The 22,095-nt window shown below is 52.6% G+C and carries 19 protein-coding genes; 13 read left to right on the top strand and 6 right to left on the bottom strand.

Annotated elements, in window-relative coordinates:
- Positions 1 to 106: 106 nt before the first annotated feature.
- The 9 genes from CFLAV_RS03025 to CFLAV_RS02985 all read left to right on the top strand — a co-directional run bounded on the left by CFLAV_RS03025 (position 107) and on the right by CFLAV_RS02985 (position 9,534).
- A complete protein-coding gene (locus CFLAV_RS03025; RefSeq protein WP_007413139.1) occupies positions 107 to 1,204 on the top strand; it encodes a hypothetical protein in 1,098 nt (365 codons plus the stop codon).
- 229 nt (positions 1,205 to 1,433) lie between these two features.
- Entirely contained in the window at positions 1,434 to 1,910 is a 477-nt protein-coding gene (locus CFLAV_RS31720; protein WP_007413138.1) for an ankyrin repeat domain-containing protein, read from the top strand.
- Positions 1,911 to 1,921: 11 nt separating this feature from the next.
- Complete coding sequence (locus tag CFLAV_RS03015) at positions 1,922 to 2,110, top strand: hypothetical protein (protein WP_007413137.1); 189 nt, start codon at positions 1,922 to 1,924, stop codon at positions 2,108 to 2,110.
- Between the two features lie 103 nt (positions 2,111 to 2,213).
- The gene (locus CFLAV_RS03010) at positions 2,214 to 2,630 is read left to right on the top strand and encodes a lysozyme inhibitor LprI family protein (protein ID WP_007413136.1); all 417 of its coding nucleotides are present in this window, start codon (positions 2,214 to 2,216) and stop codon (positions 2,628 to 2,630) included.
- A 131-nt stretch (positions 2,631 to 2,761) separates the two neighbouring features.
- On the top strand, positions 2,762 to 4,435 hold the full coding sequence (locus CFLAV_RS03005; protein ID WP_007413135.1) for an arylsulfatase: 1,674 nt from the start codon (positions 2,762 to 2,764) through the stop codon (positions 4,433 to 4,435).
- 25 nt (positions 4,436 to 4,460) lie between these two features.
- A complete protein-coding gene (locus tag CFLAV_RS03000) occupies positions 4,461 to 6,227 on the top strand; it encodes an arylsulfatase (RefSeq protein WP_007413134.1) in 1,767 nt (588 codons plus the stop codon).
- Positions 6,224 to 7,570, top strand: a complete 1,347-nt coding sequence (locus CFLAV_RS02995; RefSeq protein ID WP_007413133.1) for a sulfatase-like hydrolase/transferase — start codon at positions 6,224 to 6,226, stop codon at positions 7,568 to 7,570. Before CFLAV_RS03000 ends, CFLAV_RS02995 begins: the two co-directional genes overlap by 4 nt.
- Positions 7,571 to 7,705: 135 nt before the next feature.
- Entirely contained in the window at positions 7,706 to 8,794 is a 1,089-nt protein-coding gene (locus CFLAV_RS02990; RefSeq protein WP_007413132.1) for a winged helix DNA-binding domain-containing protein, read from the top strand.
- Between the two features lie 224 nt (positions 8,795 to 9,018).
- Entirely contained in the window at positions 9,019 to 9,534 is a 516-nt protein-coding gene (locus CFLAV_RS02985) for a signal peptidase II (RefSeq protein WP_007413131.1), read from the top strand.
- A 53-nt stretch (positions 9,535 to 9,587) separates the two neighbouring features.
- Here CFLAV_RS02985 and CFLAV_RS02980 read toward each other — a convergent pair whose 3' ends face one another.
- The 5 genes from CFLAV_RS02980 to CFLAV_RS02960 all read right to left on the bottom strand — a co-directional run bounded on the left by CFLAV_RS02980 (position 9,588) and on the right by CFLAV_RS02960 (position 15,619).
- Positions 9,588 to 9,911 (bottom strand): BON domain-containing protein, encoded by a 324-nt coding sequence (locus CFLAV_RS02980; protein WP_007413130.1) that lies wholly within the window; start codon positions 9,909 to 9,911, stop codon positions 9,588 to 9,590.
- Between the two features lie 189 nt (positions 9,912 to 10,100).
- Positions 10,101 to 10,628, bottom strand: a complete 528-nt coding sequence (locus CFLAV_RS02975; RefSeq protein WP_007413129.1) for a hypothetical protein — start codon at positions 10,626 to 10,628, stop codon at positions 10,101 to 10,103.
- 69 nt (positions 10,629 to 10,697) lie between these two features.
- Positions 10,698 to 12,272, bottom strand: a complete 1,575-nt coding sequence (locus tag CFLAV_RS36815; protein WP_007413128.1) for a glycoside hydrolase family 9 protein — start codon at positions 12,270 to 12,272, stop codon at positions 10,698 to 10,700.
- Positions 12,226 to 14,082: a glycoside hydrolase family 9 protein gene (locus tag CFLAV_RS36810; RefSeq protein ID WP_272941466.1), complete on the bottom strand. Its 1,857-nt coding sequence runs from the start codon at positions 14,080 to 14,082 to the stop codon at positions 12,226 to 12,228. The genes CFLAV_RS36815 and CFLAV_RS36810 overlap by 47 nt, the downstream gene beginning before the upstream one ends.
- A 262-nt stretch (positions 14,083 to 14,344) precedes the next feature.
- Entirely contained in the window at positions 14,345 to 15,619 is a 1,275-nt protein-coding gene (locus CFLAV_RS02960) for a 6-phosphofructokinase (protein ID WP_007413126.1), read from the bottom strand.
- A 238-nt stretch (positions 15,620 to 15,857) separates the two neighbouring features.
- On the opposite strand from CFLAV_RS02960, the gene CFLAV_RS02955 reads away from it, so the two are divergent.
- Both CFLAV_RS02955 and CFLAV_RS02950 read left to right on the top strand, forming a co-directional pair.
- A complete protein-coding gene (locus tag CFLAV_RS02955; RefSeq protein ID WP_007413125.1) occupies positions 15,858 to 16,958 on the top strand; it encodes an alpha/beta hydrolase in 1,101 nt (366 codons plus the stop codon).
- A gap of 80 nt (positions 16,959 to 17,038) precedes the next feature.
- The gene (locus CFLAV_RS02950; protein ID WP_160164470.1) at positions 17,039 to 17,872 is read left to right on the top strand and encodes a hypothetical protein; all 834 of its coding nucleotides are present in this window, start codon (positions 17,039 to 17,041) and stop codon (positions 17,870 to 17,872) included.
- A gap of 10 nt (positions 17,873 to 17,882) precedes the next feature.
- On the opposite strand, the gene CFLAV_RS02945 is transcribed toward CFLAV_RS02950, so the two are convergent.
- Positions 17,883 to 18,794 carry an amidohydrolase family protein gene (locus CFLAV_RS02945; RefSeq protein ID WP_007413123.1) on the bottom strand — a complete coding sequence of 304 codons (912 nt, stop codon included), beginning with the start codon at positions 18,792 to 18,794 and terminating at the stop codon, positions 17,883 to 17,885.
- 183 nt (positions 18,795 to 18,977) lie between these two features.
- Between CFLAV_RS02945 and CFLAV_RS36355 the strand changes: the two genes are divergently transcribed.
- The gene (locus CFLAV_RS36355; protein ID WP_083808736.1) at positions 18,978 to 20,042 is read left to right on the top strand and encodes a PVC-type heme-binding CxxCH protein; all 1,065 of its coding nucleotides are present in this window, start codon (positions 18,978 to 18,980) and stop codon (positions 20,040 to 20,042) included.
- On the top strand, positions 19,975 to 21,987 hold the full coding sequence (locus CFLAV_RS37350; RefSeq protein ID WP_425500505.1) for a DUF7133 domain-containing protein: 2,013 nt from the start codon (positions 19,975 to 19,977) through the stop codon (positions 21,985 to 21,987). Before CFLAV_RS36355 ends, CFLAV_RS37350 begins: the two co-directional genes overlap by 68 nt.
- Positions 21,988 to 22,095: the final 108 nt, after the last annotated feature.

Below are 22,095 nucleotides of genomic sequence, written 5' to 3'. Positions count from 1 at the left end.
TTTCGGGGAAAGGCTTTTGTCTGAGCGCGCCTCTTCCGAGGTTTGCTCCTGAGTTCGTCTGGCAAAAACGATTTGTCAGAAAAACCAAAATAAAAGGAATAATCCAATGCAAAAAGAAACCCCGAAATTCATGGCGCGCAGGTCCTTCATGAAGGGCCTTGGCCTCGGAGGCGTAGCGTTGATTCCAGCCAGCTCGCTGTTGGCTGACCAGGGCAATGATCACGGCAAACACGACTCCAAACTCAGTCGCGGCGACGCGGCCATCCTGCGGCTCCTGGCTGCGGCCGAGATACTGGAGACGGATCTCTGGCAGCAGTACACCGAACTCGCTCTCGGTAATCCGGCCTATCAACTGGCCTTGGAGGTGCTCGATGGCGACATGCCCACTTACGTGAATCAGAACACCCGCGACGAGTTCAGCCACCAGAGCTTTATCAATGCGTACCTGATGTCGAAAGGCCAAAAGCCCATCAACCTGGACCAGTTTCGCACTCTGCCCAGCAGTCAGGCAACCGGTTCGAACAAAACCGCCAAACGCCTGACTAATCTGATGGACCTCACTGTCGATACCAGTTGGTATCTACGCTACCGATCGCCAGGCAACCCGGACTTTGGCGACACCTTTGCGCAGATCGTGACTCTGCAAAATGTTCCGGCCATTCCGAACCATGACCTGCCTTTGCCCACAGACCCAACCTTCGGGTTCGAGATCCAACTCATCGCCAACACCGCCGGTTTCCACTTCGCGACGATCGAGCAGGGTGGCTCCAGCCTTTACCAATCGTTCCTCCCCAAGGCAACCAGCCTGGAGGTGCTCAAAATTGTCGGTGCCATTGGTGGCACTGAGATCCAGCACTTCCAAACCTGGCAGGATAAAGCCGGTAACGCGCCTCAATTGTTCGATAACCACGGCAACGAAGTATTCCCACAACTTCCGCATGGTCCCGATCCTGTTCCGGATGGCATTGATCATGCCGAACCGATCGACACCAATCAAATCATGCCTGCACCCTGCAAGTTCATCAGCACGAGCCTGCCGCTTTGCTCGGTGATCCGGCCCATCTCCACCCAGCAGGCAGGGGCCGTGGCCGCTTTCACCGGCTTCACCCAATCGGGACTCTTCTCCGGTCAAAGCAAGAAGTTCTTCGACTTTGTATTCGACCTGGCGGAAGAGGCAGACGAAGCCAGGCGTGAGTGCGATTGAGACATTGGTTTGACCTGCTCATCTATGGTTTTGGAGCCGCCTGCTGCACTGGATTAAAGTGAGTACGGCGGCTCCTTCATCCTGCGGCTTCCTCGCTGTGTGTAGATCAGTTCGCTTCGAACTCGCATTCTCCACCGCTGAATCCTTCGGAACTCCTGTTTTGCCAACCATCTGAATTCGATGTTTACCTTATTAATAAAAGCAGCTATTTTCATATAAAGGTGTGTCTATGGAACCCGAAGTACAAGCAGTTTTGGAGCGAGTCAAAGAGACGGCGGATTTTGGTTATGTTGACTTCTCTGATATTAACACCACAAACGAGCTCGGGGATAATGCGCTACACTGCGTTATCGTTTGGGGTGACTATGAAGCTGCGAAAATTCTTTTGGCTCACGGCATCAATGTGAATCAGAAAGGCGAGGAAGGATATACACCACTCCATCTGGCTTGTTCATTTGGCCATAAGGAGATTGTGCAACTTTTGCTTGAGCACGGCGCTGACACTTTTGCGCGCACAGCGGGCGATTTACCGTTCACCACAGCTCGGCTAACTGGGAACGACGAAATTTGTGAGTTGCTCCGGACTTTCGCCGGGAAAGGCAGCGACACGCATATGCAGAGGCACACCCGGCACCTCCAGGCGCTGAGCGGTTCGATACAACAGTTGGAGAAACAAATTGATGAGAACTGCGAAAAGGATGCCTAACCGTGCGCCTTATGAAACCCTCTTTGATTCTCATTGTTGTGTTCATCATGGTCCAGCAGTTCGCCATGTATTTCTTCATGCGAATCGTTAAATTGGGCCTGTTTGCATCGGCAGGTCTGGGTGTGCTAATCGCTTTGATCGTGTACTTCGTTCTATATTTTGTTCAGAAATGCTTTGCAGCACGGGACAAGAACGAATGAAAATTTACTCAGTCCCCGGTCTGTAAGTTCGCAGGTTTAGACTAACCTCACCATGGAAACCTCAATCCAAAATATCAGCAATTCATTCGATTTCAGCTGAAACATGCGCACAATTATAGCTTTTTTGTGTCTCTTTCTCACAGTTGCGGCTCTGGCTGGCGAGCCATCCGACTCCAATTTGCAGCAGCTAAAAAACAACTTGGACCAGGCCAAAACCCAAACTGAAACGAATCTGACCTCGAAAGCGATTGCTGATTTCTGGGATGCCAAACTCCTCCGGACCGAGAGAAAGATTGAGAGTCGACTCAACCGTCAGGAGCATAAAAAATTTCTGCAAACGAAAAAGCTCTGGCAAAAATACCGATCCAGTGAAGTCTCCTTTCGTGCAGGCTTTTCTGAAGGTGGAAGCATTCAGCCTCTGATCGCAAATTCTACCTACTCACACATTACAGAGCACCGCGTCATCGAGTTGGAAGCACTTTATACCGATGCATTGGCTGGACGAGCAAGCCCCAGGTAGTTCTTCGCTGAAATCGAAGCCAAATTCATCTAACAGGCTTCGATGGTCGAAATGCCGCATCCTGGTACTTTCCCCAAATAATTGAAACCTTTTCTCTGCTCAACCAGTCTGGTAAACAAGCCTTATCCATTATGATAACCATGAGCAGAAGAAACGGATTTCGTTTCGTTCGGAACGCGCTGATTTCGCTTTCCTTGTTCTCTACGGTCTTTTCCGGCCACCTCACGGCTGCAACCTCCAACGCCTCCAAGCCAAATATTATCGTCATTCTCGTGGATGACATGGGCTTCAGCGACATCGGCTGTTACGGCAGCGAAGTTCCCACACCCAATCTCGATAATCTGGCCAAGGAGGGGCTCCGTTTCACGCAATTCTACAATACCGGCCGCTGTTGTCCCACCCGCGCTTCACTGCTCACCGGGCTTTATTCTCACCAGGCTGGGGTGGGGCACATGACCGAGGATGGCGGCCAGCCTGGTTATCAAGGCCACCTGAATAATCAATGCGTTACCATCGCTGAAGTGTTGCATGAAGCCGGTTACTTTACCGCCATGACCGGCAAATGGCACCTGGGTCATGCTGCTGGTGTGGAACCATGGACTCGCGGCTTCGACCGCAACATGACTTCCGCTGCCGGTGGCTTCTATTTCGCTGACAGTCCAGGGGCAAAACTCTTTTTCAACGGCAAGGAACTCTCTCCTCACGATCCATCCGTGCCCAAGGATTGGTATTCCACCGATCTCTGGACCGATTACGGCCTGCGCTTCATTGACGAAGCCCGCGACGTCAAAAAACCATTCTTCCTCTACTTGGCGCACAACGCGGCTCATTTCCCTTTGCAAGCGCCCGCCGAGGACATCGCGAAGTTCCGCGGCAAATACAAAATGAGCTGGGACAAACTCCGCGAGCAACGCCGCGCCAAACAAATCGAGATGGGCATCACCGATAAATCCTGGCCGCTCTCTCCCCGCCCTGACATGGTGAAAGCGTGGGATTCCCTCAGCGATGCTGAGAAGGACCACTTCGATAACATCATGGCCATTTATGCCGCCGTCGTTTCGCGCATGGACCGCAGCATCGGCACGCTTGTCGATGGTTTGAAGAAACGCGGCGTCCTCGACAATACCTTGATTCTTTTTATGTCCGACAATGGTGGTAATGCCGAAAGCGGTCCGGAAGGCCGGCTCGAAGGCAAAGATCCCGGCTCTGCCCATTCCGTTGTTTATTGTGGTCAATCCTGGGCCACGCTCGAAAACACTCCCTTCCGCCGCTACAAACATTTTAATCATGAAGGCGGCATCTCCACGCCGCTCATCGCCCACTGGCCAGCAGGCTTCAAAGCGCACGATGAACTCCGCACACAACCCGGTCACCTCATCGATATCATGGCCACTTGCGTGGATGTTTCTGGTGCGAAGTATCCCACTGAATTTAAAGGCCAAACCATTCCGCCCATGGAAGGCCGCAGTCTCGTACCCGCATTCGAGAACAAACCGATTCAACGCGACGCCATTTTTTGGGAACACGAAGGCAACGCTGCCGTGCGTGTTGGTGACTGGAAACTCGTCCGCTTCCACCGCAAAGGTGCCTGGGAGCTTTACAACATGAAAACCGACCGCACTGAATTGCACGATCTCGCCACTGAGCAACCTGACCAAGCCAGGGAACTTGCCGCCAAATGGGACGCCTGGGCGGAACGCGCGCATGTAAAACCGTATCCGAGTGAAGAAAACCAACCCGTAGCCAACACGCCCAAAAAGAAAAAAGGCAAGGCTGCCAAAAAAGAAGCTGCGAGTGTGCAGTGATTGCCTAAACTCTCAGTCATTCATCATGAAGAGAATGAAAAGAAACGGCAGCTTTTGTTTGGGAAGGGCGGCGGTTTTGTTCTGCCTTCTAGTATCCTTTGTTCTGCGATCGGAGAGCGTCTCAGCCGCAACCGCCAAGCGCCCCAACATCCTGCTCATCATGTCCGATGACATGGGTTTCTCCGACCTCGGCTGTTACGGCAGTGAAATTCAAACATCCAACCTCGACTACCTCGCCACCAATGGCGTCCGGTTCAGCCAGTTCTACAACACGGCCCGTTGCTGTCCCACTCGCGCATCACTCCTCAGTGGCCTTTACCCGCACCAAGCTGGCATTGGCCACATGACGCATGACAGTGGATACGACGGTTATGTCGGAAGTCTGAACCACAAATGCATGACCATCGCTGAGGTGATGCGCCAGGGCGGTTACAATACCTACATGTGCGGGAAGTGGCATGTCACCCAGTTCATCGGCAAAAACGCAAATAAATCCGACTGGCCCGTGCAGCGTGGCTTTGAAAACTTTTACGGCACCATCACTGGCGGCGGCAGCTTTTACGATCCAACCACGCTTTGCCGTCAGAACACCTATGTCACTCCGGTAAATGATCCGGAGTACAAACCCGATCATTTTTATTATACCGAAGCCATCAGCGACAACGCCATCCGCTTTCTGCAACAGCACAAACAGGAATCCACCGGCAAACCATTCTTCATGTATGTGGCTTATACCGCCGCACATTGGCCCATGCATGCGCTGGAAAAGGACATCGCCAAATATCGCGGCAAGTTCGACCAGGGCTATGAACCGGTTCGCAAAGCTCGTTTCGAACGCCTGAAGCAACTCGGCCTTATCAATCCAAAATGGAACTTGTCCGACCAGGCGGGTGATTGGGACAAGGTGGAGGACAAGCAGTGGGAAGCCCGTTGCATGGAGGTTTATGCCGCCATGATTGACAATATGGATCAAGGCATTGGTCGCATCGTTGCCGAGTTGAAACAGCAGGGGAACCTCGACAATACATTGATATTCTTTCTCCAGGACAACGGAGGATGTGCGGAGGACATGGGCCGCACTGATCGCGGCCATGGTCGTGATGAAAATTTGAAACCAATGGGACCGGATGACTTGCAACCCAATATCTGGCCTCCCATGCAAACTCGCGACGGTCGCTGGGTTCGCAGCGGTCCCGGTGTCATGCCTGGGCCGGAGGACACCTATGTAGCTTACGGTCGCAGTTGGGCCAATGTTTCCAATACGCCCTTCCGTGAATACAAACATTGGGTACACGAAGGCGGCATCAGCACTCCGTTGATTGTGCATTGGCCAGCTGGCATCGCTTCAGGACGGGATGGTCGCCTTGAAAGCCAACCCGGTCACCTGGTTGATATCATGGCCACATGTGTGGATGTCGCAGGCGTGACTTATCCCAGGGAATTCAACGGACAGGCGATTAAACCGATGGAAGGCGTTTCCTTGCAGCCTGCCTTTAATGGCAAAAATCTCAAACGCAAAAACCCGATCTTCTGGGAGCACGAAGGCAATCGGGCCATTCGGGACGGCCGGTGGAAACTTGTTGCGAAAGAGAACCAACCTTGGGAACTCTACGATATGGAAAGTGATCGTACGGAAACCTGTAATCTCGCGGAAAAGAATCCGAAAAAGGTTAAGGAACTCGCTGCCGCCTGGAATGCATGGGCGGCCCGCGCGGATGTGCTGCCACTCGGCGCCTGGAAGGAAGATGTGAATAAAAATAAAAAGATCAAGGCCAAAGGAGGCCGGGAATGAAGAAGTGGTTGCTATCACTTTGTCTGCTGGTTTTCGTCTGCCTCCTTTCCAATGGGGCCGAGTCAGGAAAACGTCCGCCCAATATCATCTTTCTGCTCACCGATGACATGGGCCTGGGCGATGTCGGCTGTTATGGCGGTAAAATGATTCCCACGCCGAACATTGACCGGCTGGCAAGCGAAGGCACGCGGTTTACGCAGTATTACGTCGCTTCACCAGTTTGCTCTCCATCGCGAACCGGAATGCTCACCGGTTCCTATCCGGCACGCTGGCGCATCACCAACTACCTGCAAACCCGTGCGGGCAATCGCGCCTCGGAGCAGGCAGACTTCCTTGATCCCAAGGCTCCATCCATCGCCCGCACGCTCAAAGCTGCCGGGTACGCCACGGCGCACATCGGCAAATGGCATATGGGCGGCGGTCGTGATGTCACCAATGCCCCTCCTTTTTCTGCCTACGGGTTCGACGAACATGCCAGCACGTATGAAAGTCCTCAACCGGATCCCGATATCACCGCCCGCAATTGGATTTGGTCACCGGACGATAAGGTCAAACGTTGGGATCGCACCTCTTTCTTCGTTGATAAAACTCTGGATTTTCTAAAGCGTCATCCGAACCAACCGTGTTACGTGAACCTCTGGCCGGATGATGTGCATACCCCCTGGGTGCCAAAGGGAAGCGATCCGGCGGAATCCAAGGACGGCGGCGAGCGTGAGACTAAATTCCTGGCCGTGATGGCGGAATATGATCGGCAGGTGGGACGTCTGCTGGACGGTTTGAAGGAAATGGGCCTGGAGGAAAATACCATTCTTGTCTTCAGCAGCGACAACGGGCCGTTGCCGACCTTCAACGGTAAACGAACAACGGGTTTGCGTGGCAGCAAAATCAGTCTCTATGAAGGCGGCATTCGCCTGCCATTGATCATTCGCTGGCCAGGCCACGTCCCCGCCGGACAGGTGGATGAAAAATCATTGATCAATGCCGTCGATTTATTTCCCAGCTTTTGTGGAATCGCCCAAGCGAGTCTGCCAAAGGATGTGAAGTTCGATGGCGAGGACTTGAGTAAAATCTTCCTTGGAAAATCCGCAATACACAAGCAGCCGATGCTCTGGGAATATGGTCGCAACAGTTCCTTTGGCTATCCCAAAGGCAGAAACCGTAGTCCAAATGTTGCGGTTCGCGATGGAAATTGGAAATTACTCGTCAATGCGGATGGCACCCAGGCAGAACTTTACGATTTGAAGGCAGATGCGAAGGAAGAAAACAATGTCGCGGAACAGAATCCCGAAGTGACGCGTCGACTTTCAGCACTCGTCCTCGACTGGCGGCATTCTTTGCCGTGAACCGGGCCGTTGCGAGTCGTTGATAACCGCCAAATCTTTCTGTCCATCTCAATCGGTGGCAAGAAATTCACTCGTTCCCTGCGGAGATGCCATTTATCGTATCCCAGCCCGCCACGCGGGGCGGCCTGAGAAACAATGAATACTTTGGATATTGCCCACCACCGGCTTTATAACCAACAGATCGCTACACAACGATTCGCGCAGCCAGCACAGGTGGTCGCCTGGCTTGGAGCGGTTCAAGCCCAGGATTTCGCCGGTGCGAAATGGTCCATTGGCCTCCGTCTGCCCGAAACGACAGACAAGGGAATTGAGCGAGCCATTATTGATCGGACAATTGTTCGCACCTGGCCGATGCGCGGCACGTTGCACTTTTTAGCGGCTGAAGATGTCCGTTGGATGCTGAAGTTGCTGACAACCCGCACCATTGCCGGCAGTGCGCGACGACAGCAAGAGCTCGAACTGGACGGGAAGGTTTTTGCGCGCTGCGAAAAACTATTTATCCAGGCATTGCAGGGCGGTCGACAACTTTCTCGCGATGCGATTTATGCGTTGCTCGAAAAAAACCATATCTCGACTGGAGGCCAGCGCGGTTATCATATCTTGTGGCGCTTGGCTCAGGAGGGACTTATTTGTTTTGGCGCACCGGAAGGCAAACAGCAGACTTTTGCGCTGCTCGATGAATGGGTTCCAAAAAGTAAGAGTTTGGAACGTGAGGTTGCCCTGGCAGAACTGGCTCAACGCTATTTCTCCAGCCATGGGCCGGCATCGCTGCACGATTTCGTCGGATGGTCCGGATTAAGAATTGCCGATGCCAAAGCCGGTCTGGATGCGGTCGCCTCACGACTCGTACAGATGAAAATCAACGATACAGTTTACTGGATGCCTCAGGAGCTAAATGTTGTGAACCGCACCTTATCAACCCTGTTTCTTCTGCCCGGTTTTGATGAATTTATGTTGGGCTACAAGGATCGCACCGCGGCACTGGAGTTGCAACATGCTGATAAAATCTGCCCGGGATCGAATGGTATGTTTAGTCCGACACTCGTGTGGGATGGTCGGGTGGTCGGAACTTGGAAGCGCACTTTCAAAAAGGGGACAGCAGTCCTTCAGCCGACTCCCTTTGATTCAATGACTAAAACTCAAACGCGCGCGCTTGCACCTGCTGCCGAACGCTATGCCAGGTATCTGGGCGCGCCTGTAATTCTCTCCTGCGAGGAGGCGTAACCATTTTTGTGCCTTAAGTTTGATATGGGAAAAGTTCGAAGGCCTCAACCTGGTTGCTCTACCTCCAGTCAGCGAATCGATTATTCCCAATTTCCTTCAACACCAAACTCGAATCCAAAGGTCTTTTTGTTTGAATGGATGAGCTAAATAGGCAATGGTAACAAACCATTTCAAACGATGCCGTTATTACGTTCCAATATGAAAATGCAGGTTGCCCTAAACTTATGACCGCATCGGTTAAACTCCGTCTGCTCATATTATTCATAGTTCTCGGCTGCACGATTGGCTGCGATCAGACCTCGAAACAGATCGCACGCACGAAACTTGGCCGGCTGGGATACGTCACGCTGCCCGGCGGATTGGGCGAGCTGCGGATCGCCGAGAATTCGGGATCTTTCCTGAGTCTCGGCTCTTCGTTACCAGAGCCTCTGCGTGTCGGATTGCTCACCTTCGGGGTGGGGGTGGGACTGCTTGTCTTATTTGGTTACCTGGCCCGTAGTCCCAGGCTGAGTCGCCTCTCCTTCTTTGCGCTCGCACTGGTCTGGGCTGGTGGGACGAGCAACTTCATTGATCGCGCCACCCGTCACGGGCGCGTCACGGACTTCGTTTTCCTCCAGGCCGGCCCACTTCACACCGGGGTGTTTAATGCCGCTGATGTCCTGATCATGATCGGTGTCGCGGTGCTGGCTTGGGATCTCTGGCAGCAAGGCAAAAAGAATCCAAAGCAAAATCCGAAATAACTGGTACGGCAAGCGCATAGTCTCGCCGTACCAGTGCGCCCCGCTGTTGCAAATTACTTAACGGTGATGTTGTTCTTCACCTCGCGAACGCCTTCAACGCCTTTGGCAATATCGCCAGCCCGGCTCTTCTGGGCTCCGGTATCGGTGAAGCCGCTCAGTTGAACCACTCCTTTGAAGGTCGTGACGTTCACATTCTCATACTTATAGGTGGCATCGTGGGACAACGCGCTTTTGACCCGGGTGGTGGTCGCCCGGTCATCGATGTGCTCACCGGTGCTTTGGTTGTAGCGATCGCCCGCGCAGCCGGTAACGCCAGCGGTGAATGCGAGTGCGCCTGCACACATCATCAGCCCCATGATCTTCTTTGTATTGTACATATGGTTTTCCTTCGATTATTTCTGATTCTTTGCGACTGCCGCTGCTCCAGATAATCTTGAGCGTTGAAGCGGTCGTGCTGTTGTCCAGAGATTTGCAAACAAGACCACTGATTCCTATGGGGTATTTCGAGGGGGACATCTTTGGAATTGAAGTGAGACGACTCCGCATTGCCTTAAAGAGTGGCTTGCTTATCGGGGTAAAGATTTCATGCCCTCCGATGCGGTGGCTAAAGATTTTTCATAATTCTTCAGATTGACGAATCGCTCCCGGACGGCTTCAGGCGGAGGCAGATTGCCGCACTGTTCCTGGATGGCAGAATAAATTTCGTCCATGACTCTACGAACCCTATCGACTTCGGCGTTTGCAGGCGTTTTATCGATCCAGATTTTTGACAACTCGAGTATGGTAGGAGCTTTCCATTGAGGCTTGAGCGTAACCATGCCGCGGGTGCCATTATTTTCCAAATAAAGAAAACTTTCATAGGGAAGCTGGCGGCTGAGACGATGATAAACCGTCCAGGTCGGATCCGGTGTAACGTTTGCCGGAAGGATCTGGGTGACGCCGGGGACATGCAGCACCGCGTTTGAAATGCATTCAAAACTGGGGGCTTTGGAAAGAGTCGTCGTCGCCCGCACCACGGCGCTGGTGGAATGGCAACCCGACAGCAGGCCGGAAAACAAAATTGCCGACAATAGAAAGCTCAGGTGGGTTTTCATATTTGTGAGCGTGTTCTTCACCTTGGGATATGGCAGAAAACTGTCGGCCAGTGGCAACCGTGCCTGGCATCATGGTGGAACGGCCACGAGCAGGTTGCGTGCTCGATAGAATCGTTTCGGGTTCGCGGGTGAGGCTGTGTCAGTATAATCGATTTGGCCGCCGACGGAGTTCGTATAGATTGGAGTCCAGTTGGTTAATTGAGTCGAGGCTTCGAGCACGAACGCGCCGCTGGTGCCGTTGTCGATGTGCAGGCGAAAGGAGCCATTGGGGGCGAAGCCGATGACCTTCAAAATGGGAGGGGGATAGTTGGTGATCTGAATGTTGCGCACGACGAGATCGCGAATCCAACCATCGAAATTACCGGCTCTCAAGGTATCAAATCCCGAGCCATTCCAGTTCGTCAGATCTGAGCTGATATTCTGGAATATTTTGTTTGTATCGACCGTCACACTATACCCAGTCCCATCAAGCGTAATGTTCACCAGATGCCAGTTCCGCAACGTAAGGCTGTTAGTGAGGACGGTGCCATCCAGAATCAAATTGCTGCCACCCCAAATGTCCGGTTGCGGCTTCCAGGTATCCTGTGAAAGATTGAGTTGCGCGTTCCAGGATGCCGTCAGGACCAGCATGTTGGCAACACCGAGGCCAAGCACGTTGAAGCTGTTGATATACAGTTTTGCCTCGACGCTGATTGCCGCTGTGTTGGTGGGATTGTAAACGAGAAGATTGTCCAAATCCACGGTGACATCGTCACCTATGCCGCCGACATGCAGGCCTATGGGATCGAGGGCAGCGTTTCCTTCGACTTGCAGATCGGTTTGTTGTTGCATGGCATCGCTGAAGTTGGTGGCCAATCGATAGGCAGCAACGGTGTTTGAATCTGTGACGACAGGCGGCAAGGAGTTCACGGGCAGAGCGAATACGTTGGTGGCCGCCACAATTCTTCGCCCATCCGGGAGTTGTGCCTCAACTTCAATCCAGTTGTCCCCGATGTTCCCCGGTGTAAAGCTGAACTGCGGGCCGAGGTAAGGTTCCTGAAGCAATCCCTCCCAGACAATGCGCGCCTTGTTCAGAGACATGGTTGGTGCCAAAACATTGGCGGTAATGGAATTAGTTGCCGATGTCTGTGCCGGAATTCCGGTGATTATTCCCACCGCGGAATTCCACGCCTGCGTTTTGTAACTGGTCATCGCCATCAGCCAGGAGGTGGTTGCGACCATTTTGCCTGACTGCCTGGAAACGACGAATTCGGTCATCACATTGAAAGCATCGCTCCATCGATCATACATGGGGTAGGGAGCGGTATTTGCAGAATCGGGTGGAAATATTAACGCCCCCAGTTCGGTTGTATAGGTGTCCACATAGTATGCTCCCTGTTGAATATTGCCCAAAGGAATGCCGGACGGAGGAAGTGTGCGTCGATCGTTTTGTGCGTATTGATGCACGATTTCGCGTTGGCGTTTCCAACCTGTGCCGGTGAGAAAGGAAACATTCAATGGGTTGCAGCCCATTTCATAATTGAAATTTTGGAAGATGATATCAAGGTAGCTCGACTGGGGAGCAATCAGATAGGCCACAGCAACATCAAAGGCCTGTTCACCGGAGAAATACCAACCGGGCGGTGAGTATCGGCTTGTTCTCATCGGAAAAGCTGGAGCCATAAGCCATGTGCTGCGAATACAACACGGCATTGCTGGCGGCGAACTTTATTTCCGCCTCACATTTGGCGAGATAATTCGAATTCAGTTGCGCCGGTTGCAGGCGACCGGTGCGGGCCGCAAATGCATAGGTGCGATACGCGCAGCCATAGCCTTCAAACATGCTCCACCAACCCCATCGCCGGAGATTGGGATCGTTCGGATTGGGTGTGTTGGTTCGCAAATCGTTGTCATAAACCGGATCACCCGTGGCCGCGTACAAGGCTGCTGCCGCCCAGGCCAGTTCGTCATTGTGCATGAACTCATCCCCGTACTGCGTAATCATCTGATAAGAACCATCGCGTCCGTAGGTGGCAATGGCCGTTTGCAGAAAATTCCAGCCGGCCAGGGCCTGGGCCAGATAGTTGGAGGCCGCGTCAGGGTAGGCAGCTTTGAAAGTGGGCGAGGAACCAATTTCAGCCAGGGCCGCCACGGCCGCTGCCGTACCAGAAGTGTTCTTTGGCAGCACCAGTTGCAGATCGCCATGATCCGGCAGCACGTCGTTCTCATATTCACGAGTACGCGGATAGACGATGAAATAAAATCCACCGTCCGCATCCTGCAACTTTGCCAGGAAATCCGCCTCCCACTTCGCTTCCTGCAACAGGTCGCTGATGCCATCGCCACTTTCGGGAATACCGAGGTTATCCAGGTCCTTCACGCCTGGGAATGCGTCCACTGCGAAAACCAGATAGTGTATCAGCGCCGCGACATTGATCGTGTATTTGCTGTAATCACCAGCGTCGTGATGCCCCCCGCTGGCATCGATGTAACCCTGGTTGATGAAAGGGTAGAGACTGGCGTCGATGTTGGTCATGCGCGGGGCGGTGTGCAGGGGATTGTTGAGCGCCCCCATCGATTCGTTATTCAGCACATCATTGACAAAGCCGGCCTCCGGCGAATCCATTGTTGGAATCTCCACCGGATTGATGTGGCAGTCTGCATGGATGAAGCGAGTATAAGGGAAGGAATTATCGGTGCCACAGCGCTGGTGATAAATGCCAAGTTGATAAGTGCGGGCAAAATTCGCGGCAACGCTCTCATCAATGAAGAACGGAAAGGATGCTCCCAATCCAGGTACCACGAGTTTGTATTCACCGGGCGTGACGAAGCTGCCAAAGTCGGCCTGAAGCACTCGCTGATAAGGTGTTGGAGTATAGGTGTAGCCCGTATCCAGTCGTGAAGTAAGATTCCCGCTAAAGACGACGCTTCCACTTTGGGCATCCACCAATTGGAAGGTTGAAAAGCCGGAAAGATTCATTTCGCCCATGCTGCCGAGGTAAAAGCCGACCATCGCCTTTTTGGGCATGGTGGGCAAATATCCGATTTGGTTGACGTGAATGACCGGGCTGTAGCGCAGAGCATCTGCCTGGACAGTGAAAATGGTGTTGGTATCCCATAGCGCAGCGGATGGATTAAAAACCTGGACCGCTGCACCGGTCGGCACGGGGTTGCTCAGCCGGAGGTAGAGTTGGTTGCCGATACGCAGATCTCGTTGTTTCAGTGGTGCATAAAGCACACGACGTTTAAAACCAACTGCCTGAACCGGAACACTCTGACCGTTGACCTTGACGCCAAACTCCGAAGTGGCGGGCAAAGTCAGATGGCCCGCTGCATTAACAAAGTTCCATTGTGTTACCGTTGCCGGGTCGGGTGCCTTGGTGGTGATGAGAGTCAACTCCAACAAGGTGGAGGAAAGAACTCGCAACTGGTGATCCCCGATTGAGGGCATTCGCAACGGCAACGAGTCGTCCATGGGCAGGTTGGCCCCAACTCCGGTCGAGCCAAGCAAAACAAGCAGTAACGGGAGCAATCGAAACAGAAACCGGAAAGAACCTCCATTAGCCATCTTTCACGAGAACAATGGCAGAGTTTTTTAAGAAGTCAAACTGATGGATTATGTAAGAAATGATTCTTACGTGTCGACAACTACTAAGCGACATCCTGCGAGAAAAGCAAAATCCCTCTCTTCACAAAAAGAGAGGGATTTAGAAACTGATTAAGCGCAGGGCGCCGACTTACTTCACGTGAGGAGGAAGCTGCTTATCAATGCGCACTTTTTCCAGAACTGCGAATTTGGGCAAGCCACCTTCGGTCGGCACTTTCACTTCGCCTTCAATCAAAGGGCGGGCATATTCGATAAACTTTTGGTTGGGCAGGAAGCCATCTTCAGTCACCCAATCGCGTGGGAGGAAATGTTCAACATTGGCGATATCGCCAAGGGGCTGCAGACCAGTGGTCCACTTGTACGGACTGGTTTGGGTGCGGACAATTTTGACCATTAAACCGCTCTGGCCTGAGACGGCGGCCTTCACTGCAGCTTCGCCGCAAGCGACTGCTTCCTGGGAATCAGTCAAGCTGGCATAATGTTCCGCGGCACGCTGGGCGTAACCGAGTTTAACCGTGCGGGTTTTGAGGTTGATCTTGCCCTGGATGATCTCGGCAAGGCGCTCAGCCGCGCCGGAAAGTACCGGATGACCAAACGCATCGAGGCGGGATTTATCAGCGCCGATTTCTTCACCGGCAGCGTTCTTCAGACCTTCGCCGACCACCACGATGCAGTATTTATGAGAGGCAACAGTTTCTTTCACCTTGGCGAGAAATACCGCTTCGTTCAGCGGAATCTCGGGCATCAAAATAATATGGGGAGCGTCCGATTCCAAGCGTTTGGCCAGCACAGTGCCCGCAGCAATCCAACCAGCGGCGCGGCCCATGACTTCAATCAAACAGCAGGAGCCGTCATCGGTGGCCATGCTGCTGACATCAAAGGCCACTTCCATGACGGTGGCGGCATTATACTTAATGACGGAACCATAACCGGGACAATGATCGGTGTGCGGCAAATCGTTGTCGATGGTTTTGGGCACGCCAATCACGCGCATTTCATGACCGCGCTTGATGGCTTCTTCGTGAATCTTATGCGCCGTGTCCTGGGAATCGTTACCACCGGCATAAAAGAAAAAGCGGATGTTATGCGCCTTGAAGACTTCGAACAGGCGATCCATGTCCTTGGAGGCTTGTTCGGGCTTCTTTTTAAAATCGATTTTGTAGCGGCAGGTACCAAGACCGGCGGCAGGTGTATATTTCAGCCCTTCGATGGTTTTGGCTTTTTCTTCGTTAATGTCGATCAGTTCCTCGTTCAAGATGCCGAGAATGCCGTTGAGACCACCATAGATCTCTTCAATGCACTCATGTTTGCCGGCTTCTTGAATGACACCCGCGACACTGGCGTTGATTACCGCAGTGGGACCACCAGACTGTGCGACCAATAGATTTCCAACAAGTTCTGCCATAAGCTGCTATTCTTAGCATAGGTGAGGTTGTTTGTCTGAAAAACTCACCTAAATGTTTAAAAATTGACGCGAAACCTTGCCTACCACACGCGTATCTGTAAAGCCGAAACCGTATGACCCAGTCTAAAAAACCCTTTTTTCCTCCGACTTAGGACCTTCTGTTGTGGCAAACTGCAGGCTTGCAAACCATTTAAGGAGCGGCATTGACGATTTTTGAGCAGGGGACAATCATCAAGGGATGCTTCGACCACTGCTGAAAGTTCTTCCTGTGCTATTTCTTGTGGCCTGTCAGGAATGGGCACAGGCGGAAAGTGTGGGTGACTCAAGCGATCACAGGGCGCATGCTGTGGCAGCGTTGGAGAGAACCAATCTGCTGGCATACCGCAACAGCAAAGGAGTTGTGGCGCCGGTTAAATCGAAATCGGACTGGAACAAACGGCGCGCTGACATTTTGCGTGCGATGCAGGAGGTGATGGGGCCATTGCCGGGAAAAGAGAAGTCTTGTGCGCTGAACGTGAAGGTCGAAGAGGAGGTGGATTGCGGAAGTTACGTGCGTCAATTGATCAGCTATGCCTCCGAACCCAATTCAAGAGTTCCAGCCTATCTCTGCATTCCCAAGGAAGCGTTGAAAGGCAAAAAGAAATTTCCCGCCGTGCTTTGCCTGCATCCAACCGAGATGCAACTCGGTCATAAGGTCGTGGTCGGCTTTGGAAAAGAGCATAGAGCGTATGCGGCGGAGTTGGCTGAACGAGGCTTTGTGACGCTCTCGCCCGCTTATCCGCTCATGGCCAATTCTCAACCGGACCTCAAATCGCTTGGTTATCAAAGCGGCACGATGAAAGCAATCTGGGATAATAAGCGCGGCATGGACTTGCTGGACTCTTTGCCTTACGTGCGAAAGGGAAGGTATGGAGCGATTGGCCATTCGCTGGGCGGGCACAATTCGATTTACACGGCGGTGTTCGATGAACGGATCAAAGTGATTGTGTCCAGCAGCGGATTTGATTCCTACCAGGACTACATGAACGGAAATATCAAGGGCTGGACCAGTGAACGATACATGCCAAAGTTGCTTGATTATAAGTTGAACGCAATCCCCTTTGATTTTTACGAACTCATCGGAGCGTTGGCTCCGCGGGTTTGCTTTATCAATGCACCGCTGGGCGACAGTAATTTCAAATGGCAAAGTGTGGACAGAATCGTGAATGAAGCGGGACAAATATATAAAATCTACGGGGTGCCGCAAAATCTGCTGGTGAGGCATCCCAATTGCGCGCATGATTTTCCTGATGTGGAGCGGTTCGAGTCATACCATGTTTTGGAGTCAGCATTGAGATGATTGATTTAGGGAAGTTCAGAAGGTCGCTGCAGAAGCGAAGGGAATTTGTTCGCCGGATCAGAGCAGTCGATTCTGTTGTTTTGGCACCTCCAGGTTACAGTGGAGGAGTCAAATCGTTGTACACGGTCTGTGGATGGCTGGGCAGTCTCGGGAAAAGCACCATCCAGCCATTTGATGGCTCTCACCTTGTTCACTGGTTCGCGCACCGTTGCGAGATCAACCAGAATAATTATAAGCCTGACCTGGTAGTCTATCCGGCGATCCACCCGATCAACATGGGGGAAGAGGTTTTCCATCTCTGCTGCGCTTTCGGGAAGTATAAGCGTATCGAGTCACATGCTGATTTGGTCGTATGCAAGTCTCCCGACACGCTGGTATGGCTAAAAGAGCAGAATCCGAAACTGCGCTGCGTAATCGTCAAGCCAAGCATCCAACGCTCGCTTTTCGAATATGATGGCAGGCCAAAAAAGGAGCAGATTTGTTATATGACCAGGTCGCACAAGTTCCCGGAAACTGCCAGCCAGTTGCGCGAACGTTACGGAAACAAGGTGGTGGAGATAGTGAATCAACCTGAAGCAGTCGTCGCGGAGATGCTGAAAGATGCCAAGGTTTTTGTCTGGCGTGGCAATGATAAGGAAGGATCGCCTCGTCCACCAAAGGAAGCCCTGGTTGCGGGTTGTGTTGTCGTGGGACTTAATGATGATCTCAACAGCCGATTCTACACCGACTTCGGATTAAAGTGTTCGACCGTTGAAGAATTGGTGGGCAAGGCCGGCGAGGCCTTGAGAATGCCCATGCCTGGCGTGCGGGAGCGAGCGGTGGTGCGCGACAGTGCGGAGGAAAAAAAGGACTGGGTGCGCCTTATCCGCTCCTTGAAGGTGAAAAGGAGCGTGCAACGACGGGCACAAGGATAAGCTGCTGGTATCAGAGTTTAAACACCCGTTTGGCGTTTTCGTACAGCAGTTTTCGTTCAATCGCTTTACTCGGTGCAAGCTGGCGGACGGTGGCAATCGTGCGCGCGCCCTGACAGCCGGGGCCGCGGCCAATGGCGTCGTTGCAGTCGCTGCCGTAAAGCAACTTGTTCTGATGGCGGTCAAAAAACCCCTGCGTGAATTCCTTGTCGCGATTCAAGGCATTCAAACCCGACCCGGCCGAGAGATCGCCATACATGTTGGGGTATTCGGTAAGGAGACGATCGGTAAGGCCGCCGGGCGTCACCTTGCCCATGGGATACATCGTTTTTTGATCCGAATTCTTGTCGATGTTGCTCCACCAGGTCTGGGCATGGCCGATAAAATTGACCTTGGGATATTTTTCGAGAATTTTATGAAAATTCTCTATTCCTAGATTGTAGACATTGTGCTGGAAATGCAGCAGTACCGGCACTTTGTATTCCTGGGCGATCTCGGCAATTTCCTCGATAGCCGGGGAATCGCAATTCACATGAAACTTTTGTTCCGCAATGCCGAGAGCTCCTTTTTTAAGCCATTTCTCGATTTCTGAGCGGGCTCCCGGCAGACCGGCCACCTCGTTGGCGCAATAGACATATTCGCCGGGATGGTCCTGGCAAAAGTTGTAAACGGCGGAGTTCCCCGTGCAATTGGCTTCCAGACCATAGAGCGAACCTGCTGGCAGGAGAATGGTCTGCGTCACCCCCATGGCCTTTTGATGGGCCAGCAACTGTTCATCGGTGCGAAAGCTGTAATTCGTGTGCTGGTGGATATCGATGATCGGCTCAGGCTTTTCTGGCAGGGCGTCTGCTCCATGCGCGGCGGCAGCGAAGAGCATCAGGGAGGTGGAGGCCAAAAACTCGCGGCGAGTGCAGGAATGCTTCATGAAATCGGTTTGTTAGATTGACTGGCGGTGATTCTGGAGTGAATGCCATGGGAATTCAAACCAGAAAATTGTTTTGTCACAGTGAAGATAGATTGAACTGGATGCGTCTGTATTCATTTGCCGAGATAACCAGAAATCACTTGCACTTGTCGTTCGGGCTGTCTGAATAGACGATTATCTAATATGAGAATGTATCCCGCGCTGGTGGGGTTGGTGACCACCTCACTCTTAATGGTTCCAGCCCTGAAGGCTGCCGAACCTACGATCACCGCCAAAGACCTGCCGCGCATGCCGGCGGTTGAGCCGAAGGATGCCTTGAAGACCTTTCAGGTTAAACCCGGTTTTCATGTGGAACTGGCAGCGTCAGAGCCGCTGGTGGTGAGTCCGGTGGCAATGTCCTTCGACGAAAAAGGGCGGTTGTTCGTTGTGGAAATGATCGATTATTCCGAGCGCCGGGATGAGACGCCGCATCTGGGACGAATCCGCATGCTGGAAGATACAAATGGGGATGGCGTTTTTGATAAGAGCACCATATATGCGGAAAATCTGGCGTGGCCCACGGCAGTGATTTGCTATGATGGCGGGATTTTTGTAGGTGCCACGCCGGATATTATTTACCTGAAGGATACCAATGGCGATGGCAAGGCGGATGTGCGCGAAGTGGTTTTTACCGGTTTTGCCGAAGGGGTGAAACGCATCAATGTGCAGGCGATGTTGAACAGCTTCAACTGGGGCTTGGATAACAAAATCCATGGCGCCACCAGCGGTAACGGTGGTTGGATCAAATCACTTAGACATCCTGAAGCCAAGCCGCTTGATTTGCATGGACGCGACTTCGTCATCGATCCGCGCACGATGACTATGACTTCGGAATCGGGCGGGGGACAGCATGGGTTGAGCTTTGACGATTGGGGACATCGTTTCGCCTGCAACAACAGCGACCACATCCGCTTGTTCATGTATGATGACAAATACGCGGCTCGCAATCCGTATTATGCAATGCCAGCGCCGCTGGCGAGCATCGCGGTGGATGGCCCGGCAGCGGAGGTGTTTCGTATTAGCCCGGAGGAACCGTGGCGCGTGATTCGTACCCCACTGGCGTGTGGCCGGTCTGGTCAGTGGGCCAGTGGAGGGCGGCGGCCGTTCGGCTGGTTATTTTACCGGGGCTACAGGCACGACGATTTATCGAGGCAATGCGTTTCCGAAGGAATACTTGGACAATGCTTTCGTGGGGGATGCGGGTGGTAATCTCGTTCATCGCAAGGTGCTCTTGCCAGACGATGTCGGTTTGAAAGCCCAGCGCGGTCCGGGTGAGGAGAATGTGGAGTTCATGGCTTCGAAGGACACGTGGTTTCGTCCGGTGCAGTTTGCGAATGCTCCCGATGGCACGTTGTATGTTATCGATATGTATCGCGAGACGATTGAGCATCCCTGGTCCCTCCCGTCGAGCATCAAGCAATTTCTCGATTTGAATAGCGGCAATGATCGCGGACGCATTTATCGGGTGGTGCCGGATGGTTACAAGCAGCCCGCATTGCCCCATCTCGACAAGACTTCAACGAAGGAACTGGTGGCGACATTGGAAAGTCCCAATGGCTGGTATCGTGATACGGCCTCGCGTTTGTTGAATGAGAGACAGGATAAGTCGGCGGTGCCGGACTTGGTGAAGTTGTTGAAGAACTCCAAATCTGCTCTCGGACGATTACAAGCTCTCTGCACATTGGATGGGTTGAACTCACTGAAGGAGGAGCAAGTCTTGATTGGCTTGAATGACACCGAAGCACATGTGCGTGAGCACGCCATCAAGTTGTCGGAAAAATTCGTCAAGAAGTCGATGGCATCAAAGAAACTGTGGAGCAGGCTTCAGAATCTGGCATCTGATCCTTCGATCAACGTTCGCTATCAACTCGCTTTCACTCTCGGAGAATTGAAAAACGAAGGCCGAATTCAGGTTTTGAGTGTGATCGTAAAACAGGATGCTCAAAGCTCATGGGTTCAGGCAGCGGTGCTGAGTTCACTCACTGAGGGAGCGAGTGAAATGTTCGGCACAGTGGCCAGGGATGAAGCTTTCACTAAGAATAAGTCGGGTCAGGAATTTCTCCTGCAATTGGTTTCCCTCGTCGGGGCGAAGAATAACCAGCAGGAAGTGGCGCAGGTGTTGGCGTTCATCAGCAAATCGCATGACGATGCGCTCACGTTTTCCCTCGTGCGCTCGCTGGGAGATGGTTTGCAGAAGTCTGGTGGTTCTTTGGTGAAGAGTGATACTCAAGGAGCTTTGAAAGGCATCTTTGCGCAAGCTTCCAAGGTGGCGGCAGACAGCAAGGCTGACGAAGCGACACGTGCACAGGCGATCCAGTTGCTCGCCTTTACTGAGTACAAGGTATCGGGTGCCACGCTGGTATCATTGCTTGATAAAAGCCAGCCGCAAATGATTCAGATGGCAGCCGTGACGACTCTGGCCAGGTTCAATGATGCTGAAGTTGCCAACGAACTGATCAAGCAATGGCCCAAGTCTGCCCCTCGCGTGAAGAGCGAGATCATGTCGGTGTTGCTGGGACGGCCGGAACGAGCGACGGCGCTGTTGAACACGATTGCGGGCGGGACGATGCAGCCCACTGATCTTACGACCGCTCAAATCAAGTTCCTGCGCAATCATCATGATGCGGAAGTGCATAAGCTCGCTGCCAAAGTGTTTGCGAACTTCAAGGAAAAGAAGCGGCAGGATGTGATTGATGCTTATCAGAGCGCCTTGAACCTCAACGGCGAGGCGGCGAAAGGGAAGGAGATATATCTTCAGCGCTGTTCTTCCTGCCATCGCTTGGGCGGCAATGGTTATCAACTGGGGCCAGACCTGGTGACCGTGAAAAATACCGGCAAAGAAAAGATGCTGGTAAATATTCTCGATCCCAACCGTGAGATTGCCCCGGCGTATATTGCCTTCCAGATTGAAACCAAGGACGATGAGAGCCTGGTGGGCATAATCGCGAGCGAAACGACGTCAAGTATTACGGTAAGACAGGCATTCGGAAAAGAGGACAATCTGATGCGCTCGAAGATCAAGAGCATGCAGAGTCAGGGACAATCCCTCATGCCGGAAGGTTTGGAGCAAGGATTGACACCACAGGATTTTGCCAACCTGTTGGAATATATTTCCACCGCGGATGCGGGTCCGGCTGCCGAAGCGAAAAAGTAAGTTTTCGGCAAAGGACGGTCCGGTTTGGAATGCTTGAGAGTGGTTGATCGGCTTGGTCAACCGCCTGAATTGTGATAATTTTATTTAGGAACTGCTGCGGCACATTCC

The organism is Pedosphaera parvula Ellin514 (genome assembly GCF_000172555.1).
Classification (GTDB): Bacteria; Verrucomicrobiota; Verrucomicrobiia; order Limisphaerales; family Pedosphaeraceae; genus Pedosphaera.
This window is presented reverse-complemented; position numbering and strand designations above follow the sequence as displayed.

Bases quoted from the DNA above. Each gene is read 5' to 3' on its own strand.
- CFLAV_RS02985 (WP_007413131.1), top strand. From the start codon at position 9,019: ATGACCGCATCGGTTAAACTCCGTCTGCTCATATTATTCATAGTTCTC.
- CFLAV_RS02960 (WP_007413126.1), bottom strand. From the start codon at position 15,619: ATGGCAGAACTTGTTGGAAATCTATTGGTCGCACAGTCTGGTGGTCCC.
- CFLAV_RS03010 (WP_007413136.1), top strand. From the start codon at position 2,214: ATGCGCACAATTATAGCTTTTTTGTGTCTCTTTCTCACAGTTGCGGCT.
- CFLAV_RS36815 (WP_007413128.1), bottom strand. From the start codon at position 12,272: ATGAGAACAAGCCGATACTCACCGCCCGGTTGGTATTTCTCCGGTGAA.
- CFLAV_RS02990 (WP_007413132.1), top strand. From the start codon at position 7,706: ATGAATACTTTGGATATTGCCCACCACCGGCTTTATAACCAACAGATC.
- CFLAV_RS36355 (WP_083808736.1), top strand. From the start codon at position 18,978: ATGAGAATGTATCCCGCGCTGGTGGGGTTGGTGACCACCTCACTCTTA.
- CFLAV_RS03025 (WP_007413139.1), top strand. From the start codon at position 107: ATGCAAAAAGAAACCCCGAAATTCATGGCGCGCAGGTCCTTCATGAAG.
- CFLAV_RS02955 (WP_007413125.1), top strand. From the start codon at position 15,858: ATGCTTCGACCACTGCTGAAAGTTCTTCCTGTGCTATTTCTTGTGGCC.
- CFLAV_RS36810 (WP_272941466.1), bottom strand. From the start codon at position 14,082: ATGGACGACTCGTTGCCGTTGCGAATGCCCTCAATCGGGGATCACCAG.
- CFLAV_RS03015 (WP_007413137.1), top strand. From the start codon at position 1,922: ATGAAACCCTCTTTGATTCTCATTGTTGTGTTCATCATGGTCCAGCAG.
- CFLAV_RS02945 (WP_007413123.1), bottom strand. From the start codon at position 18,794: ATGAAGCATTCCTGCACTCGCCGCGAGTTTTTGGCCTCCACCTCCCTG.
- CFLAV_RS31720 (WP_007413138.1), top strand. From the start codon at position 1,434: ATGGAACCCGAAGTACAAGCAGTTTTGGAGCGAGTCAAAGAGACGGCG.
- CFLAV_RS03005 (WP_007413135.1), top strand. From the start codon at position 2,762: ATGATAACCATGAGCAGAAGAAACGGATTTCGTTTCGTTCGGAACGCG.
- CFLAV_RS03000 (WP_007413134.1), top strand. From the start codon at position 4,461: ATGAAGAGAATGAAAAGAAACGGCAGCTTTTGTTTGGGAAGGGCGGCG.
- CFLAV_RS02975 (WP_007413129.1), bottom strand. From the start codon at position 10,628: ATGAAAACCCACCTGAGCTTTCTATTGTCGGCAATTTTGTTTTCCGGC.
- CFLAV_RS02980 (WP_007413130.1), bottom strand. From the start codon at position 9,911: ATGTACAATACAAAGAAGATCATGGGGCTGATGATGTGTGCAGGCGCA.
- CFLAV_RS02995 (WP_007413133.1), top strand. From the start codon at position 6,224: ATGAAGAAGTGGTTGCTATCACTTTGTCTGCTGGTTTTCGTCTGCCTC.